The sequence below is a fragment of the Propionivibrio sp. genome (assembly GCF_041441355.1).
Lineage (GTDB): Bacteria > Pseudomonadota > Gammaproteobacteria > Burkholderiales > Rhodocyclaceae > Propionivibrio.
The window spans coordinates 33,316-48,722 of sequence record NZ_JASDTF010000026.1; the positions used below are offsets into that span (position 1 = coordinate 33,316).

The window sequence follows — 15,407 nt, forward strand, 5'->3', positions numbered from 1 at the left end:
CGTTCGGTGTTCCGGCTTAGCACTTGAGGCGTTCGATCAACTCGGTTTCGAGCCGGATGCGGCGGGTACTGTCGACGAGGTCGCCGCCGGTGATCATGAACGTGTCCTCGACGCGTTCGCCCAGGGTGGCGATTTTGGCGGTGTGCAGGTTGGCGCCGTGCGCGGCGAGCGTGGTGGCGACGGTGTAGAGCAAACCCGGGCGGTCGGCGGCGCTGACCGAGAGGACGAAGTGCGATCCCTTTTCGTCGGCCTGGATGGTGACCTGCGGCTGGATCGGGAAGTGCCGGACCTGACGCGACAGGCGGCCGCTCGCTGGGGCTTCGGGGGCGCCTTGGCGCAACAGGCATTCGGTCAGCTCGTGCTCGATGTAACTGATCATGTCGCGGTCGCTGTCGCGCCCGCTCAGGTCGAGGAGCATGAAGCTGTCGAGCGCGTAACCGTGCTGCGTGGTGTGGATTTTGGCATCCATGATGTTGTACCCCGCACGGCTGAAGAAACCGGCCATGCGGGCGAAGAGGTCGCGCTGGTCACGGGTGTACACCATGACCTCGATCCCTTCCCCGTGACGGTTGAGGCGGGCCTTGACCACCGGTTGCTCAGGCGCGGTACGGTAGTGCAGGGCGCGGGCATGCCAGGCGATTTCGTCCGAGCTGTGGCGAATGAAGTATGCGGTGTCGAGCTGGCGCCACAGCGGTTCTTGCGCGTTGTCAGGAATGGCGTGGTAGCGCAAGAGACGAATCGCTTCTTCCTGGTGTTCCTGAATGATGCCTTGGCGCTTGGGCGCCGCGCCGCCCGAATTGAGCAGGCGCCGGGTCTGGTGGTAGAGGCTTTCGAGCAACTGCCCTTTCCAGCTGTTCCAGACCTTGGGGCTGGTGGCGCGAATGTCGGCCACAGTGAGCAGGTAGAGTGCAGTCAGATGGCGTTCGTCGCCCACGGTGGCGGCGAAGGCGGCGATCACGTCGGGGTCCGAGATGTCCTGTTTCTGGGCGGTGCTGGACATCGTCAGGTGGTGCAGGACCAGCCAGGCGATCAGCTCGGCGTCTTCGGCGGCGATCGCATGCTGGGTACAGAATTCGCGTGCATCGACGGCGCCGAGTTCGGAGTGTCCGCCGCCGCGACCTTTGGCGATGTCGTGGAAGAGGGCTGCGACGTAGAGCACCCAAGGGTTTTCGAAGTAGCAGATCAGCTGGCTGCAGAACGGGTATTCGTGGCTGAATTCCGTTTCGGAAAAGCGGCGCAGGTTGCGCAGAACGCGCAGGATGTGCTGATCGACGGTGTAGATGTGGAACAGGTCGTGCTGCATCTGGCCGACGATGGCGCCGAAGTTCGGGAGGTAATTGCCCAGAATCTCGAACTGGTTCATCCGCCGCATTTCATGCAGGACACCACGCGGTGCCTTGAACAGCAGGACGAAGTTGGCTTGATTGACCGGGTCGGCGCGGAACGCCTCATCAACCAGGTGGCGCGCCCGCCAGAGCGCGCGGATCGTCCTGGCCGTCATCCCCTTGAGTTCGTCGTGCGCCTGCATCAGCAGGAAAGCCTCGAAAATCGCGTGCGGCGTTTCGTTGAAGACGTTCTCGTGCGTTACGTCGAGCAACTGATGGGCATTCTGGAAGCGAGGGTTGATCGCGATCGGCGGGTGGTTTGGCGAGGGGAAAATGGCGGCGCCGAGGTTTTGCAGCAGGATGGTGTTGAGCTGCATGATCGCCTTGGCGGTGCGGTAGTACTCCTGCATCAGCTGCTCGCTGGGGCGGCGTGTAGGCGAGCCGGAAAACCCCAGTTTTTCGGCCAGCGCCGTCTGGTGATCGAAGAGCAGACGGTCTTCGCGTCGGCCGACGTGCAGGTGCAAGTGCAGGCGCAGGCGTTGCAGGAAGCGCTCGCGCCGGGCGAGCCCCTGTGCTTCGCGCTGGGTGATGAAGCCGTGCAGGTGCAAATCGTGCCAACTGTTGCCAAAGCCAGCAGCCTGGGCGATCCAGAGGATGGTCTGCAGGTCACGCAGGCCGCCGGGGCTTTCTTTGCAGTTGGGCTCCAGGCTGTAGGGCGATTCTTGATAGCGTAGGTAGCGCTCGTCCTGTTCGATGCGTTTGGCATGGAAAAAAGCCTGCGGATCGAGGCGGGACATGAAAGCGCTGCGCAAACGGCTATAGAGCCAGGACTCTCCCGTCAGGTGGCGCGCCTCAACGAGCGCGGTCTGGACGGTGAGGTCGTTCGCGGCTTCTTCCAGGCATTCGTCTACGGTGCGTACGCTGTGTCCGACTTCAAGCCCGATGTCCCAGAACAGGCTGACCAGGGATTCGAGCCGTTCGCTCGCAGCCTTTTCGAGCGGGCCGGGCAAAAGGATGAGCAGGTCGATGTCCGAGCCCGGCCAGAGTTCGCTGCGGCCGTAGCCTCCGACGGCGCACAGGGCAACCTGGCGCTGCAAGTCGAAGTCGTCGAGCAGCCCGATCAGCACCTGGTCGACGAGGGTGCTGCGGGCCTGCAGGGCTGCAGCGACGTCGCCAGCGTGGGCAAAATCAGTGGCGATGTTTTCCTGGCCGCGTTGAAGCGCGCCTTTGTAACGGGCGATCAGGCTGCGTCGGACGTCGAGCTCGGTGGTCATGCCGAAGATTTGAGTCCGTCCGGTGCCGGGCGTGCGCCGGACGAAAGCGTCAGCACTTCGAAGCCGGACTCCGTGACCAGGACCGTGTGCTCCCACTGCGCGGAGAGGCTGCGGTCCTTGGTGACGATCGTCCATCCATCCGCCAACTCGCGGATGGCAGCTTTTCCGGCGTTGATCATCGGCTCGATGGTGAAAATCATGTTGGGACGAAGTTCGACCCCGGTGCCGGGTTTGCCGTAATGAACGACTTGCGGCTCTTCGTGGAAACGCGCTCCAATGCCGTGGCCGCAGAATTCGCGCACGACCGAGTAGCCGGCCTTCTCGGCGTGCTGCTGGATGGCGTGGCCGATGTCGCCCAGGCGTGCTCCAGGGCGGACTTGCTCGATGCCCAGCCACAAGCATTCGAAGGTGATTTCGCACAGGCGACGCGCCTGGATCGACGGTTCGCCGAGCATGAACATGCGGCTCGTGTCGCCGTGATAGCCGTCTTTGATCGTAGTGATGTCGAGGTTGACGATGTCGCCGGACTTGAGCTGCTTATCGCCAGGGATGCCGTGGCAAACCTGATGGTTGACCGAGGTGCAGATCGAGTTCGGGTAGGGCTTATAGCCGGAGGGGGCGTAATTGAGGGGGGCCGGGATAGAGCCTTGCACTTTGACCATGTAGTCGTGACAGAGGCGGTCTAGCTCGCCGGTCGTGACACCCGGTTTGACGAATGGCGTGATGTAGTCCAGGACTTCGGCTGCGAGGCGGCCGGCGACGCGCATTTTTTCGATTTCTTCGGGGGTTTTGAGGATGATGCTCATCGCTGCGATCGGTGGGGGGAAAATCGAAAGGATAATGGATGGGGTAGGGCGTGGCAATTTGGCGCCCCTTAAGGTTGTGACCCCGGGCTTTGAGAGGAGTGCCCCGGCAATGGTGTTTTGATCCGAATCCTTCCATCTCGAGCCATGGGTTTCGGGTTTTCTACGCCTCTGGCGTGCTTTTCCTGGGGGACAGTGCTACAATTTGCGGGTTTTGCCGCTCCATGTCGGCAAAATACAGGCGTACCAAGGTGGTGCGCCCGGCGATTCCCGTTTTGGGTTCGCTGATTACGCACATCCGCCCGATCAAGGGTGCCCATCGTGAGGTGGGCGTAGCTGGGTGGATGGTGGCTTAACCCTGACTGAAAGAGATCATTATGTCTACGACCATGCGTCAAATGCTGGAGGCCGGCGTTCACTTCGGCCACCAGACCCGTTTCTGGAACCCCAAGATGGCACCGTACATCTTCGGGGCGCGCAGCAAGATTCATATCGTCAACCTCGAAAAGACGCTCGCCAAGTACAACGAAGCCATGGCTTTCGTGCGCAAGCTGTCGGCTAACAAGGGGACGATCCTGTTCGTCGGCACCAAGCGTCAGGCGCGTGACATCGTCGCCGAGGAAGCGAATCGCGCCGGTTCGCCTTTCGTCGATCAGCGTTGGCTGGGCGGCATGCTGACCAACTTCAAGACCATCAAGCAGTCGACGAAGCGTCTCAAGGACATGGAGACGATGATCGAAGACGGCTCGCTTGAAAAGCTGGGCAAGAAGGAAGCGTTGATGCACACGCGCGAACTCGCCAAGCTGCAGAAGTCGATCGGCGGCATCAAGGAAATGGGTGCGCTCCCCGATGCACTGTTCGTGATCGACGTTGGCTACCACAAGATCGCCATCAGCGAAGCCAACAAGCTCGGCATCCCGGTCATCGCCGTGGTCGATACCAACCACTCGCCGGACGGCGTTGATTACGTGATTCCGGGCAACGACGATTCGTCCAGCGCCATCCGCCTGTATGCGCGCGGCGTTGCCGACTCGATCCTCGAAGGCCGCAGCCAGTTCGTCGAAGAGATCATCGCGGCGGCTTCGGACGACGACTTTGTCGAAGAGTCCGCGGAGTAATCCGATTGCGTTCGCGACGGCCGGCGGATGTCGGCCGTTCGGGCGGCAGGTTTTGTATTGAACCAGGAGCGGCCGGTATTCCCGGCCGTATCCGCAAGTGGAGAGAATGAAATGGCGGAAATCACCGCAGCAATGGTCAAGGAATTGCGTGAAAAAACCGACGCGCCGATGATGGAGTGCAAGAAGGCGCTCTCCGAGGCCGGCGGCGACATGGCCAAGGCCGAGGAAATCCTGCGCGTCAAGCTGGGCTCGAAGGCCACCAAAGCCGCCAGCCGCGTGACGGCCGAAGGTATCGTCAGCGTCAGCATCTCGGCCGACGGCAAGCTCGGTTCGATCATCGAAGTAAACTGCGAAACCGACTTCGTGGCCAAGAACGACGATTTCCTCAAGCTGGCCAAGGATTGTGCCGAGCTTGTTGCCAGTCAGAATCCGGCCGACGTGGCTGCGCTCTCGGCGCTTCCGCTCGGTGACGGCACCGTTGAAACGACGCGTGCTGCTCTCGTGGGCAAAATCGGCGAGAACATGTCGATGCGCCGCTTTGTTCGCGTTGAAGCGCAGGGCAAGCTGACCTCGTACATCCACGGCGGCGCCAAGATCGGCGTGCTGCTTGACCTCGTCGGCGGCGACGAGCAGCTGGGCAAAGACATTGCCATGCACATCGCGGCCTCGAAGCCCAAATCGCTCGATGCCAGTGGCGTCTCGGCCGAAGCCATCGAAAGCGAGCGTCGTATCGCCATCGAGAAGGCGAAGGAAGCCGGCAAGCCCGAAGCGATGCTGGAGAAGATCGCCGAAGGTACGGTGCAAAAGTTCCTCAAGGACGTGACCCTGCTTGGCCAGGTTTTCGTCAAGGCCGAGGACGGCAAGCAGACGATCGAGCAACTGCTGAAGGCCAAGGGCGCTTCGGTGGCTTCGTTCGTGCTTTACCTCGTCGGTGAAGGCATCGAGAAGAAGGTGACCGACTTCGCCGCCGAAGTCGCTGCCCAAGCCGCTGCTGCCCAGAAATAAGCCGGAGAAAACCCATGACCGATGCTGCAACCCCGAAATTCAACCGTGTTCTCCTCAAGCTGTCGGGTGAGGCCCTTATGGGGTCTGATGCCTATGGCATCAACCGGCAAACCATCTCCGAGATCGTCGGGGAGGTGAAGAGCGTCGTTGATCTCGGGGTGCAGGTCGGTGTGGTGATCGGTGGCGGCAATATTTTCCGTGGCGTGGCACCGGCCGCGAACGGCATGGACCGCGCCCAGGCGGACTACATGGGGATGCTTGCGACCGTGATGAACGGCCTGGCGCTTCAGGACGCCATGCGTGTCGCCGGGATGGTGGCGCGCGTGCAGTCGGCGCTGATCATCGAGCAGGTGGTCGAGCCCTACATCCGCGGGCGAGCCATCCGTTACCTCGAACAGGGACGGACGGTCATCTTCGCGGGCGGCACCGGCAACCCGTTCTTCACCACCGATACGGCCGCTGCCTTGCGCGGCGCTGAAATCGGGGCAGAAATCGTGCTTAAGGCCACCAAAGTCGACGGAATCTATACGGCAGATCCGAAAAAGGACCCGACGGCCACCCGCTACGACCAGATCAGCTTCAACGAAGTAATGAGCAAGAACCTCGCCGTGATGGACGCAACCGCGTTTGCCCTGTGCCGGGATCGCAAGCTGCCGATCAACGTTTTCTCGATCTTCAAGCCGGGCGCGCTGAAACGCGTTATCCTCGGCGAGAAGGAGGGAACTCTGGTCTATTGCTGAGGGGAGAAAAAATGACGATCGCCGATATCAAGAAAACCGCTGAACACAAAATGCAGAAGTCGATCGAGTCGCTTAAGGCCGATCTGACCAAAGTGCGTACCGGGCGTGCGCACATCGGGTTGCTGGACCACGTGCAGGTGGATTACTACGGGTCGATGGTGCCGGTGAATACGGTGGCCAACATTACCTTGGTCGATCCGCGCACCTTGGGCGTTCAGCCGTGGGAAAAGAACATGGTCGCCAAGGTCGAAAAGGCCATCCGTGACTCCGACCTCGGCCTCAATCCGGCTACCCAGGGCGAGCTCATTCGGGTGCCGATGCCGGCTCTTACCGAAGAGCGTCGCCGTGACTTGACCAAGGTCGTCAAGCACGAGTGCGAAAATGCCCGCGTGGCGATTCGCAACCTCCGCCGTGACGGCAATGCTGCTCTCAAGGATCTCGTCAAAAAGAAAGAGTGCTCAGAAGACGAAGAGCGCCGCGCGCAGGATGAAGTGCAGAAGTTGACCGACAAGTACATCGCCGAAGTCGACAAGATGTACGCCCAGAAAGAAACCGAGCTGATGGCCATCTGAGGCTGTCCGGCTGTTTTTAACATGTCGACCTTGTTTTTCAGTTCGACCGAACGCGTCCCCGAAGTGCCGGACGTGCCGCACCACGTTGCCATCATCATGGATGGCAACGGGCGCTGGGCGAAGCAGCGTTTCCTGCCCCGTTTTGCTGGCCACCGGCGCGGCGTCGAAACGGTGCGCGAAAGCGTGCGTTTTTGCCTTGAGCACGGCATCGCCTACCTGACCCTGTTTGCCTTCAGCTCCGAAAACTGGCGGCGCCCGCAGGAAGAAGTCACGCTGCTGATGCAACTCTTCGTCAAGGCGTTGGAACAGGAAGTTGCAGCGCTGAATCGAAATGGCGTTCGTCTGCGTGTTGTCGGCGATCTTTCGCGTTTCGATCCCGCTTTGCAGGCACTGATCGCGGAAGGCGAGCGTGCGACCTCCGCGAATGACCGCCTGACCTTGACCATTGCGGCCAATTACGGCGGCCGTTGGGACATCATGCAGGCGGTCAATAAACTTGCGCTGACATCTCCAGAGAGTGCCGGACGTTGGCAAGAAGGCGACCTGACTCCGTTGCTCTCAATGAGTTATGCGCCTGAGCCGGATTTGTTCATTCGGACCGGCGGGGAAGAGCGGATCAGTAATTTCCTGCTCTGGCAGTTGGCTTACGCCGAATTCTACTTTACCGAAACCCTTTGGCCGGAGTTCGACAGTGCTGCCTTCGAGTTGGCGCTCCGCTCCTATCGCAAGCGTGAACGCCGCTTTGGACGGACCAGCGAACAATTGGTCGAACGGCAAGCTTCGGCATCGGCCTCTCCGGATTGACACGACAATGCTGAAAACGCGGATTCTGACCGCGCTGCTGCTGTTTGTTTTTTTTGTCTCCGCCTTGTTTGCCTTTCCTCACCTGGTTTGGGTACTGGTCGCAACGCTTGTGGCCAGTCTTGGTGCATGGGAGTGGGGGAGTTTCCAACGTTATTCATCAAGCTTACGCCTCGGATTTGCGCTGGCAGTCGCTGCCTTTGCCGCGACTGTCGTCGTGGTGAGTCCAGAAGCCTTGGGCTTGGGCGAGCCACTGAACCTAGAGCGTGCTTGGACCGTGGGGCGCTGGTTCTATGTGCCGGCCGCTGGTTTTTGGCTCATTGTTGTGCCTTGCTGGTTGCGCGGGCGATGGATGCTGCCGGCGCAATGGCGTGGGTCGCTCGTCGGTTTGCTGGTGATTTTGCCAACCTGGTTGGCACTGATCCAATTACGTCACCTCGGTCCATGGGTTTTGCTCGCCATCATGGCCGTGGTGTGGGTGGCGGACACAGGGGCCTATTTTTGTGGTCGTGCTTTTGGCAGACGCAAACTGGCGCCTAGCATCAGTCCGGGGAAAACCTGGGAAGGGGCGATTGGTGGGGCGTGCTTTGTCGTCTTATACGGGTTTTGCGCTCTTCAGCTGGGGTTTGGGTACGCGGTTCTGCGTGAATGGCCGCTGCTCGCGGGGGCGTTGCTTATTTTTGCTGCCTTAAGCGTGATCGGCGATCTCTTCGAATCTCTGCTCAAGCGCCAGGCTGGGCTGAAGGACAGCAGCGCGCTGCTGCCCGGTCACGGTGGCGTGCTTGACCGCATCGACAGCTTGACCTCGACCCTGCCGCTTGTGGCCATGGCTTGGCTGCTGACCGCCTCCTGATTCCCTTATCAGTCATGAAGACGCTTACCATTCTGGGCTCGACTGGGTCGATTGGCATCAGCACGCTCGATGTAGTGCGCAGGCATCGTGATCGCTACCGGGTCGAGGCGCTATGTGCTCACCATCAGGTTGACCGACTCTTCGATCAGTGCATCGAGTTTTCGCCGAGGTATGCCGTTCTGGCCGATCCTGGGCGCGCAGAAACGTTGCGGCAGCGCTTGAGGGCGGCTGGGTGCTCGACTCAGGTCGAGCACGGCCCTGATTCGTTGGCGCAGATGGCGGCGCTGTCCGAGGTGGATACCGTCATGGCGGCCATTGTTGGTGCGGCCGGGCTGGCGCCGACCCTGGCGGCGGCCCGAGCCGGCAAACGGATACTCTTGGCCAACAAGGAAGCGCTGGTGATGGCAGGGCCGATTTTCATGCAGACGGTGCGTGAGAACAAGGCGTCACTGTTTCCGATTGATAGTGAACATAATGCTATTTTTCAATCGCTTCCGAATGGTTTCTCAGGTGACTTGTCTGGTTCTGGCGTCACCGCGCTGCTGCTGACGGCATCCGGCGGACCTTTCCGTGCCGCGAACCTGCAAACCTTGCAGGCTGTTACCCCCGATCAGGCTTGCGCCCACCCCAATTGGGTGATGGGGCGCAAGATCTCGGTCGATTCGGCGACCATGATGAACAAAGGTTTGGAGGTCATTGAAGCACACTGGCTCTTCAATGCGCCGCCCGAACGCATCCAGGTCGTCATCCATCCGGAAAGCTGCATCCACTCCCTGGTTCAGTATGTTGATGGATCGGTCATCGCCGAGCTTGGTAACCCCGACATGCGCACCCCGATTGCGCATGCACTGGCATTCCCGGAGCGCATCGAATCCGGTGTGGCACCTCTGGATCTGTTTGCGTTGGCTTCATTCCACTTTGAGCGCCCTGACTTCCGCCGCTTCCCGTGTCTTGACTTGGCGTATCAGGCTTTGCGCTCCGGCGGTAGTTCCCCGGCGGTGCTGAACGCAGCCAATGAGGTGGCGGTTCAATCCTTTCTCGACGGTATGCTGGCCTTTACCCGGATCGCTGAGGTGAATGCCGAGGTGCTGGCGACGGTTCCGCAAATCCGGCTCGAGTCCCTGGCCGATGTCCTGCAGGCCGATGCAGAGGGTCGCGCTACGGCCAGGGAAGTCATCGCCCGGCAATTGCACAAATGAACGGTTTTCTCTTTTACGCTCTGGCGTTTGCCGTCTTGCTGGGCGTGTTGATCGTTGTGCATGAGCTAGGACATTTTCTCGTGGCCCGAGGGTGCGGGGTCAAGGTGCTCCGTTTCTCGGTTGGGTTCGGTCGGCCTCTGTTGACCATGCGCTGCGGTCGTGACCGGACGGAATGGGTGCTTGCTGCCTTCCCCTTGGGCGGATACGTCAAAATGCTTGACGAACGCGAGGGGGAGGTTGCGCCCGAAGAGCTGCCGCGCAGCTTCAACCGACAATCGGTGTGGAAACGGATGGCGATCGTCGTGGCCGGACCTTTGGCCAATTTTCTCTTTGCCGTGGCGCTGTACTGGGGGATTTTTTACCATGGCAGCGAGGAACTGCGTCCTTTGCTTGGTCGGCCGGTTGTCGAGTCCCCGGCGGCTTTCGCCGGCTTGATGGATGGTGAGCGCGTCGCAAAGGTCGATGGGGTCGAAATCCTGACTTGGCAGGATCTGCGCTGGGCGCTGATCAAGCACGCAGTCGATCGCGATTTTGTAGAGTTGGAGGTCATCAATCCGCAGCACGAAATTGCTTTCCGCCGACTCGATCTGGCCCGGGCGAGAAGTCAGGGCTGGGAAGGTGATGCGATCGAGAAGCTGGGCCTGACACTTTATCGGCCGCAGGTGCTGCCAATCATCGGCAGCATCGCTGCCGGGAGTGCGGCTGAGGCGGCGGGATTGCGCACCGGAGACCGGATTGTTGCCATCGGTGCGGTCGAGATCGACGCCTGGCAGGAGGTCGTGCAGCGGGTCCGCGCGGCGCCCGGGCAACAGCTCGTTTTTTCTGTGATTCGCGACGGGGCGTTGCAGCATTTAACCCTGACGCCGGCGGTACGCGATGAAAACGGTGTGCAGATCGGGCGGATTGGTGCCGGTGTGCGGGATGGAGCGGAGATTCGGCGTCAACTGATGGTGAATGTCCATTACGGCGTTTTTGAATCCTTGTTGCGAGCCGTTCAGGAAACGTGGGACAAAACGGTATTTAGCGTCGAAATGATCGGGCGCATGCTGCTTGGCGAAGTCTCTTGGAAGAACATCAGTGGTCCCGTCTCGATCGCCGACTATGCCGGCCAGTCGGCACGGCTCGGTGTCGACTATTACCTCAAGTTCATGGCCCTGGTCAGCGTCAGCCTCGGAGTGCTGAACCTCCTCCCCGTGCCGATTCTGGACGGCGGGCATTTGCTGTATTATGTCGCCGAAATCATCAAGGGCGGCCCGTTATCCGAGCGCAGTCTCGAAGTCAGCCAAAGGATCGGCATGGCTTTACTGCTTTTGCTCATGGCTTGTGCCTTTTACAACGACATCACTCGATTGTTATCCGGCTGATTTATGAAGAAAAACCTGATTGCGGGGTTGTTGGCGTCCGTGTTTGCAGCCGGTGCCTCGGCGTTTGAGCCGTTCGTCGTCAAGGATATCCGTGTGGACGGAATCCAGCGGACCGAAGCCGGGACGGTGTTCAGCTATTTGCCGATCAAGGTTGGCGAAACGATGAACGACGAAAAAGCCGCGCAAGCCATCAAGACACTCTTTGCGACCGGTTTTTTCAAGGACGTCCGCATCGAGATCGATGGCGGAATCGTGGTGGTCGTTCTTGAAGAGCGTCCGGCGATTGCGCAAATTGATTTTGTCGGCCTCAAAGAGTTCGACAAGGAACAGATTCTCAAGGGTTTGAAAGATGCCGGTTTTGCGGTTTCAAGGTCCTTTGACCGCGCCATGCTGGATCGCGCAGAACAGGAACTCAAGCGCCAATACCTGACCCGTGGCCTGTACGGCGTCAATGTGACGACGACCGTGACGCCGCTTGAACGGAACCGGGTGGCGATCAACTTTACGATCGATGAAGGCGCAGCAGCGCGCATCAAGAAAATCAACATCGTCGGCGCGCAAGCTTTCAAGGATAAGGATCTGCAAGATCAGTTCCAGCTCAGTACGACGAACTGGCTGAGTTGGTATACCAAGAACGACCAGTATTCGAAGCAGAAACTGGCGGCCGACCTTGAAGCGTTGCGCACCTACTACCTCAATCGCGGCTATCTCGAATTCAACATCGATTCGACCCAGGTCTCGATCAGTCCCGACAAAAAGGACATCTACATTACCGTTGGCGTCTCCGAAGGGGAGCGCTACGTCGTTTCTTCGGTCAAACTTGCCGGTGATCTCATTCTCTCCGAAGAAGAATTCCGGAAGTCGATGCAGATCAAGGCGGGCGATGTTTTTTCGCGCGAAAAGCTTAACGAAAGTACGAAGTCAATCAGCGACAAGTTGTCGGCGAAAGGTTATGCCTTTGCCAACGTAAACGCGGCGCCGGAAATCGATAAGGAGAAGCGCCAAGTCGCCTTTACCCTGTTTGTTGATCCCGGTAAGCGTGCCTATGTGCGGCGAATCAATGTCACCGGCAACACTAAAACGCGGGACGAGGTGATCCGCCAGGAAATCCGCCAGATGGAAGGCGGTTGGTACGACGATGAGAGGGTGAAGCTCTCCAAGCAGCGCATCGACAAGACCGATTACTTCAGTGAAGTGACGGTTGAGACGCCTCCTGTTCCGGGGACGACCGATCAGGTTGACGTGAATTTCAACGTTACCGAGAAATCGACAGGTAACGTTTCGCTTGGTGTCGGTTACTCGCAAGTAGAAAACGTGATGCTCAGTGCGTCCATCTCGCAGGCCAATATTTTCGGAAGCGGCAAGTTCGCATCTCTCCAAGTTAGTACAGGAAAAATCAACCGAGTGTTTTCAGTCGGTTATACCAATCCTTACTTTACGGTCGATGGCATCAGCCAAGGCTTCGATTTGTACCATAAGCGCTCGGAGCCAGATAAGCTCAAGCTCGGTTATTCATATGCAACAGAATCAACCGGTGGGGGAGTGCGTTTTGGCATTCCTATTGGGGAAAAAGAGTCACTCAATTTTGGCGCCGCGGTCGATTACACGGATGTGACGGTGGATATGCAATCTCCGTATACGCCTCTGCAATACAAACGTTTCAACGAAACACATTGCAATGGCAAGGAAAGTTGCGCGAATGCCACCGTGCCACTCACGGCATCCTGGATCAGCGATGGCAAGGACAGTGCAATCACTCCGACCAAAGGAGCATTCCAAAAACTGGCGTTTGAAATTAGTCCGCTCGGTGATCTGAAATATTACAAGGCGACGTATCAGCACCAGAGGTTTTTTGCGATTGCAAAAAATCTGACCCTGATGCTCAATGGTGAAGTAGGTTATGCCAAGGGCTTGTCAGGCAAAGAAATGCCTTTCTACAAGAATTTTTATGCCGGGGGTGGTTCTTCGGTGCGGGGCTACGAGGCGGCAAGCCTAGGGCCATACGAAATCGTAGCGGGCTCGAATGATGAAATGCGCTTAGGCGGCACCCGGCGTTTCGTCTTCAACGCGGAATTGATGATGCCGATGCCAGGGCTGGAAAAGTCTGTGCGTTTTGGTCCCTTCTTCGATGCCGGTCAAGTCTGGGCTGACAAGGCAGACATTGCCAAGAATTGCGTTCCGGGCGTGATCTGCGATCAAGGCCCAATCCGCATGTCGGTCGGGCTTGCGGCCGCTTGGACCTCGCCGCTCGGCCCCCTCAAGTTCAGCTTGGGCATCCCGCTGAACGATGAGAAAGATGATAAGATACAGCGCTTCCAGTTCCAGATGGGACAGACCTTTTAAGTCAGGAGAGAGAGCTTGAAAACGAAACTTGCCACGTTGATGGTCGCGTTGTCCGTTGTTTTGCCTGCGACCCAGGCGTCGGCAGCCGAACTGAAGGTCGGATACGTTAATACGCAACGCATTTTTCGCGATGCACCGACGGCGGTGAAGGCGCAAAAGCGCATCGAGGCAGAGTTCTCTAAGCGTGACCAAGATTTGCAGCGCATGGCTAAGCAACTGCAAGGTTTGCAGGAAACGCTGGAAAAAAATTCCGTCACCATGTCAGAGTCCGAGCGGCGCGGTAAGGAAAAGGAGCTCAACGACCTGTCGCGTGAATTCCAACGTCGTCAGCGCGAATTCCGAGAGGATCTAAATCTGCGCCAGAACGAAGAAAACGCTGCCATCATCGAGAAAGCGAACAAGGCGATCAAGCAGCTGGCGGAAAACGAAAAATTCGACCTGATCGTTCAGGATGTGGTTTGGGTCAGCCCTCGTCTCGACGTCACGGACAAGATCATCAAGGCCTTGTCCGACGGTAAATAATTTGCGCAACTCCGTGCGAACCGGCTTTCGCCTGGACGAGATCGTCGGGCGCCTCGGAGGCGTGCTCGAGGGCGACGACGGCTCTCTGGTCGTCACTCAGGTGGCCACTTTGGCTTCGGCTCAGGCCGGGCAGGTGGCCTTCCTCGCTAATCCGAAGTATCGGCAGCAGTTGGCAGCCACCCGCGCCTCAGTCGTCATTCTCTCCCCCAAGATGGCAACTGAGACGACATTGCCGCGTATCGTCCACCCCAATCCCTATGCCTATTACGCGCGCTTGGCGGCCTTGCTCAATCCCTCCGAGCAAAGACCGAAGGGCATTCATGCGTCGGCACAGGTCGCTTCGCGTGTACCCGGATCGGCCAGTGTGGGCGAAAATGTGGTGATTGGTCGCGGGGTCTGCATCGGTGAGGATGTCGTCCTCTATCCCGGCTGCTACATCGGCGATGGGGCGAGTATCGGCGACGGTTCTGTGCTTTATCCAAACGTCGTGGTCTATCGAGACTGTCAGATCGGAAAGCGCGCGGTCGTTCAGGCTGGTGCTGTGATCGGTGGCGACGGGTTCGGCTTTGCCAAGGAGGGCGAGGCCTGGATCAAGATTCCGCAGATCGGTCGAGTGCTCATCGGCGATGACGTCGAAATCGGCGCCAATACTTCGATCGACCGTGGCGCTCTCGACGATACCGTGATCGGCAACGGGGTGAAAATCGATAACCAGATCCAGATCGCTCATAACGTCGTCATCGGCGACCATTCGGCGCTGGCAGGGTGCGTCGGGATCGCCGGTAGCACACGCATCGGTCGTCGGTGTACGGTCGGTGGCGCGGGAATGATCGTCGGCCATCTGGAGATCGGCGATGACGTTCACGTTTCCGCCGGAACGATGGTCACCAAAAACCTGCGCCAGCCCGGTCAGTACACCAGCATTTATCCGCTCGAAACTCACGACGAGTGGTTGCATAACGCGGCGCAGATCAAGCGTCTGGCGCGGATGGCAGAGCGGATTTCCGAGCTTGAGAAAAAGCTCGAACAAATGGAGAAAAGAACTTGAATCAACTCGATATTCACGAAATTCTGCAGCATCTTCCGCACCGCTATCCCTTCCTTCTCGTTGATCGAGTTGTTGATTTCGAACCGGGCAAGTCGATTCATGCCTACAAGAACGTCACCATCAACGAGCCGTTTTTCGTCGGTCACTTCCCGCATCACCCGGTCATGCCCGGGGTGCTAATCATGGAAGCGCTGGCTCAGGCCGCCGGCATCCTGTCGTTCAAGACCATGGGCGTGAAGCCGGACGAGCATTCAGTCTTTTATTTCGTGGGCATCGACAACGCCCGCTTCAAAAAGCCGGTCACCGCTGGTGATCAATTGCACCTGCACGTTGAAATTCTGCGCCAGATGCGTGGCATCTGGAAATACAAGGCCGAGGCTCGGGTCGACGGCGAAGTGGTCGCCGAAGCCGAGCTGATGTGCGCCAAGCGCGACGTCTAA

14 protein-coding genes are annotated in these 15,407 nt (G+C 58.9%); 12 read left to right on the forward strand and 2 right to left on the reverse strand.

Annotated features, from left to right (window positions below):
• Positions 1–16 precede the first annotated feature (16 nt).
• Both QMB55_RS09750 and map read right to left on the reverse strand, forming a co-directional pair.
• Positions 17–2,599 carry a [protein-PII] uridylyltransferase gene (locus tag QMB55_RS09750; protein WP_497588505.1) on the reverse strand — a complete coding sequence of 861 codons (2,583 nt, stop codon included), beginning with the start codon at positions 2,597–2,599 and terminating at the stop codon, positions 17–19.
• The gene (gene map / locus QMB55_RS09755; RefSeq protein ID WP_497588506.1) at positions 2,596–3,405 is read right to left on the reverse strand and encodes a type I methionyl aminopeptidase; all 810 of its coding nucleotides are present in this window, start codon (positions 3,403–3,405) and stop codon (positions 2,596–2,598) included. The genes QMB55_RS09750 and map overlap by 4 nt, the downstream gene beginning before the upstream one ends.
• 374 nt (positions 3,406–3,779) lie before the next feature.
• Between map and rpsB the strand changes: the two genes are divergently transcribed.
• From rpsB to fabZ, 12 genes are all read left to right on the forward strand, one after another.
• Positions 3,780–4,520 (forward strand): 30S ribosomal protein S2, encoded by a 741-nt coding sequence (gene rpsB, locus QMB55_RS09760; RefSeq protein ID WP_497588507.1) that lies wholly within the window; start codon positions 3,780–3,782, stop codon positions 4,518–4,520.
• A gap of 111 nt (positions 4,521–4,631) precedes the next feature.
• Positions 4,632–5,525 carry a translation elongation factor Ts gene (tsf, locus tag QMB55_RS09765; protein WP_497588508.1) on the forward strand — a complete coding sequence of 298 codons (894 nt, stop codon included), beginning with the start codon at positions 4,632–4,634 and terminating at the stop codon, positions 5,523–5,525.
• Positions 5,526–5,539: 14 nt separating this feature from the next.
• The gene (gene pyrH, locus QMB55_RS09770) at positions 5,540–6,265 is read left to right on the forward strand and encodes a UMP kinase (RefSeq protein WP_497588509.1); all 726 of its coding nucleotides are present in this window, start codon (positions 5,540–5,542) and stop codon (positions 6,263–6,265) included.
• An 11-nt stretch (positions 6,266–6,276) separates the two neighbouring features.
• Positions 6,277–6,837, forward strand: coding sequence for a ribosome recycling factor (gene frr / locus QMB55_RS09775; protein ID WP_497588510.1), 561 nt, complete (start codon positions 6,277–6,279; stop codon positions 6,835–6,837).
• A 21-nt stretch (positions 6,838–6,858) separates the two neighbouring features.
• Complete coding sequence (gene uppS / locus QMB55_RS09780; RefSeq protein WP_497588511.1) at positions 6,859–7,641, forward strand: polyprenyl diphosphate synthase; 783 nt, start codon at positions 6,859–6,861, stop codon at positions 7,639–7,641.
• Between the two features lie 7 nt (positions 7,642–7,648).
• A complete protein-coding gene (locus QMB55_RS09785; RefSeq protein WP_497588512.1) occupies positions 7,649–8,491 on the forward strand; it encodes a phosphatidate cytidylyltransferase in 843 nt (280 codons plus the stop codon).
• A gap of 14 nt (positions 8,492–8,505) precedes the next feature.
• Positions 8,506–9,690: a 1-deoxy-D-xylulose-5-phosphate reductoisomerase gene (gene ispC, locus QMB55_RS09790; protein WP_497588513.1), complete on the forward strand. Its 1,185-nt coding sequence runs from the start codon at positions 8,506–8,508 to the stop codon at positions 9,688–9,690.
• Positions 9,687–11,054 carry an RIP metalloprotease RseP gene (rseP, locus tag QMB55_RS09795; RefSeq protein WP_497588514.1) on the forward strand — a complete coding sequence of 456 codons (1,368 nt, stop codon included), beginning with the start codon at positions 9,687–9,689 and terminating at the stop codon, positions 11,052–11,054. Before ispC ends, rseP begins: the two co-directional genes overlap by 4 nt.
• A 3-nt stretch (positions 11,055–11,057) precedes the next feature.
• Positions 11,058–13,397, forward strand: a complete 2,340-nt coding sequence (gene bamA / locus QMB55_RS09800; RefSeq protein ID WP_497588515.1) for an outer membrane protein assembly factor BamA — start codon at positions 11,058–11,060, stop codon at positions 13,395–13,397.
• Between the two features lie 39 nt (positions 13,398–13,436).
• The gene (locus QMB55_RS09805) at positions 13,437–13,919 is read left to right on the forward strand and encodes an OmpH/Skp family outer membrane protein (RefSeq protein WP_497588528.1); all 483 of its coding nucleotides are present in this window, start codon (positions 13,437–13,439) and stop codon (positions 13,917–13,919) included.
• 1 nt (position 13,920) lies between these two features.
• Positions 13,921–14,967, forward strand: a complete 1,047-nt coding sequence (gene lpxD, locus QMB55_RS09810; RefSeq protein ID WP_497588516.1) for a UDP-3-O-(3-hydroxymyristoyl)glucosamine N-acyltransferase — start codon at positions 13,921–13,923, stop codon at positions 14,965–14,967.
• Complete coding sequence (gene fabZ, locus QMB55_RS09815; protein ID WP_497588517.1) at positions 14,964–15,407, forward strand: 3-hydroxyacyl-ACP dehydratase FabZ; 444 nt, start codon at positions 14,964–14,966, stop codon at positions 15,405–15,407. Before lpxD ends, fabZ begins: the two co-directional genes overlap by 4 nt.

Coding starts and splice junctions, on each gene's coding strand:
- QMB55_RS09750 (WP_497588505.1), bottom strand. CDS start 2,599: ATGACCACCGAGCTCGACGTCCGACGCAGCCTGATCGCCCGTTACAAA.
- map (WP_497588506.1), bottom strand. CDS start 3,405: ATGAGCATCATCCTCAAAACCCCCGAAGAAATCGAAAAAATGCGCGTC.
- rpsB (WP_497588507.1), top strand. CDS start 3,780: ATGTCTACGACCATGCGTCAAATGCTGGAGGCCGGCGTTCACTTCGGC.
- tsf (WP_497588508.1), top strand. CDS start 4,632: ATGGCGGAAATCACCGCAGCAATGGTCAAGGAATTGCGTGAAAAAACC.
- pyrH (WP_497588509.1), top strand. CDS start 5,540: ATGACCGATGCTGCAACCCCGAAATTCAACCGTGTTCTCCTCAAGCTG.
- frr (WP_497588510.1), top strand. CDS start 6,277: ATGACGATCGCCGATATCAAGAAAACCGCTGAACACAAAATGCAGAAG.
- uppS (WP_497588511.1), top strand. CDS start 6,859: ATGTCGACCTTGTTTTTCAGTTCGACCGAACGCGTCCCCGAAGTGCCG.
- QMB55_RS09785 (WP_497588512.1), top strand. CDS start 7,649: ATGCTGAAAACGCGGATTCTGACCGCGCTGCTGCTGTTTGTTTTTTTT.
- ispC (WP_497588513.1), top strand. CDS start 8,506: ATGAAGACGCTTACCATTCTGGGCTCGACTGGGTCGATTGGCATCAGC.
- rseP (WP_497588514.1), top strand. CDS start 9,687: ATGAACGGTTTTCTCTTTTACGCTCTGGCGTTTGCCGTCTTGCTGGGC.
- bamA (WP_497588515.1), top strand. CDS start 11,058: ATGAAGAAAAACCTGATTGCGGGGTTGTTGGCGTCCGTGTTTGCAGCC.
- QMB55_RS09805 (WP_497588528.1), top strand. CDS start 13,437: ATGGTCGCGTTGTCCGTTGTTTTGCCTGCGACCCAGGCGTCGGCAGCC.